Source organism: Streptomyces anandii JCM 4720 (genome assembly GCF_014650655.1).
GTDB classification, from domain to species: Bacteria; Actinomycetota; Actinomycetes; order Streptomycetales; family Streptomycetaceae; genus Streptomyces; species Streptomyces anandii.
The window spans coordinates 1-2,027 of sequence record NZ_BMVJ01000067.1 but is presented as its reverse complement, the minus strand read 5'-3'; the positions used below and the strand labels follow the sequence as shown (position 1 = coordinate 2,027).

General features: G+C 65.2%; 4 protein-coding genes. All 4 read right to left on the bottom strand.

Annotation, left to right across the window (positions count from 1 at the left end; genetic code table 11):
- Window positions 1-515 precede the first annotated feature (515 nt).
- Window positions 516-779: a hypothetical protein gene (locus IE249_RS35300; protein WP_229860015.1), complete on the bottom strand. Its 264-nt coding sequence runs from the start codon at window positions 777-779 to the stop codon at window positions 516-518.
- A 53-nt stretch (window positions 780-832) separates the two neighbouring features.
- Entirely contained in the window at window positions 833-1,222 is a 390-nt protein-coding gene (locus IE249_RS39605) for a hypothetical protein (RefSeq protein WP_229860014.1), read from the bottom strand.
- Complete coding sequence (locus IE249_RS35295; RefSeq protein WP_189711596.1) at window positions 1,216-1,644, bottom strand: ATP-binding protein; 429 nt, start codon at window positions 1,642-1,644, stop codon at window positions 1,216-1,218. The genes IE249_RS39605 and IE249_RS35295 overlap by 7 nt, the downstream gene beginning before the upstream one ends.
- Window positions 1,645-1,690: 46 nt before the next feature.
- On the bottom strand, window positions 1,691-2,027 hold a 337-nt coding region (locus IE249_RS35290), incomplete at its 5' end, for an NUDIX hydrolase (protein WP_189711593.1).

The following is a 2,027-nucleotide window of genomic DNA, read 5'->3' as shown; positions in this document are numbered from 1 at the left end:
AGAACCGCACGACAGGCTAGGAACCGGAAAGCATCAACTGACACAGATCCGTCAAGCATCAAATGCATCTAGACATCGCTGTGCTGGTGGAGTTGTCGATTGCGAGACCGACATCAGGGCCGCTCACTGCGACGGTGCATGGGTGGCCGATCGAGTACTTCGACGTACATGATCCGGCCATCCACGACGTCCAGGCACAGCACGCCTCGCGAGGGCAAGAGCGGCACGCACCGATGACCGGCGCCGTATGGCTGTCCCTGTGGATGAGCTGCAGTTTGGAAGCTCTGGCAAAAGTCATCGCCGCAGCGGCACTCGTCAACCAAACGAAGATCCCACGCACAGATGGCTAGCTCACGTTCTCCTTCGCTCTCCAGGAGAGTGATCAGCTCCGCGACGAGATCCGGGAAGACGTCGCGTACAAGGGGGCAGTCCTCCTCCATGACCAGAGGGTAGCTGGAGGCGGCATAACCACTAGGCCCACCGTCACGCACCACCTGGGACCAGAACGTCAGGCATCAGCTGGGATCCGACACGCTTGGGCTGGAGCTTGGATTGGTTCCCGAGCTTCGGGCGTCCGCGATGTGCCGGCCGTGTTCGGCAGCTCGTAGGAGTGACTCGGCTACCCGTTCGGCGTCGTCGGGGTGCAGGTAGATCTCCTGGGTCCACAGCACGGACAGGCGCACTGTGCCGTTCAGCAGGTTCGTTGCCACGTCCACCTCGACGCCGTTGCCGGTGGTGTCGGTGACCTTCAGGTCCTGGTCGCTGCTGTAGGCGCTCATGTCCCTGAGCATGCTTAAGGCCCGACTTCAGGTGCGAGGCCGGGCCTTCGATGTCAGTGGAGAGGGGACACCCCCGGTCTGGGTCTGAACTCGTAGGCGCAGGGCGGGAGCTCTGTTCGGTGAGCTAGTGGCAGGTAGGTCACCGGTCGGATGGTCCAAGTGACGCGGGTGCCGACATGTGTGACTGACACCGTGCAAGGCTCCGACCGCAGTAGGGCCCGTCTGGTCTCCGCGCGGCCGTCGTGCAGCCACTCCCACGCCTCGTCCGAAGCGTCCGGGTCCAAGGCCGGCGAGATGGTGCGCAGTGCGACCGCCACCCATCGGTCGGCCTGTGGTGCCGAGTAGGCGTCGAAGGATGCCAGGAGTGCCGGCCCCCGTTGCTCGGTGAGGTCTTCTGTCCAGCACTCGCACCAGAAGCCGCGGCGGGTTTCCCGACTCAGCACGGATGACCTCCCCGCAGTGCTTCTGCGTACAGCTCCGCGGTGACCGTGTGGCCCTGGTCGCTGTCGTGGACGACGACCCTGTGGGCGATCGCGCTGACCATGCCCAGCCCCCGGCCGTGCTCGGCGTCCTGGTCCTGATGCTCGACCTTCGGGGCCGTCCCCGTGCCGCCGTCGTCCGTGACCGATACCGCCACCACCTGAGCGGAGACCGCAACGGCCAGGTGGAAACTGCCGTACTCCCGACCGCTGGCCGTGTGGAGGATCGCGTTCGCGCTCAGCTCGCTGACGATCAACTCGGCGTCTTCCGCTAAAGGTGAGCCGCGCAGGATGTCACGGGTCCATCGGCGGGCCCGGCTCACTTCTTCCGGGAATCCTGGGCAACTCAGCCCCCACACCCGAGCTGTACTCATATACTCGTGCATACAAGTTCCTTCATGCTGGTAGGCCGCCATGTGCAGCGGGTTCGGGCTAGACGAGTTTCACGCCGTCGTGGGCGCGGATGGCCGGCGGGGTCGTCGCATCAAGTGCGTCCAGGACGCGGATCGCGTACGCCTCGTCGGCAAGCTCGGTGACCTCTTCGCGGGTGGCCCAGCGCAGCGCGCGGGTCTCGTCACCGGTGGTGGGCACACCGTCGGCGGCTTCACAGCGGAAGACCAGCGAGACGATCAGGCCCTTCATGTTCTTGTAGACGCCGGTCAGGGTCGCAGGAAGTGCGATCTTGATTCCGGTCTCTTCGAGGACTTCGCGCTGGAGGGCGTCCGGGATGGTCTCCTCGCGTTCGAGGACACCGCCCGGCGGCTCCCAG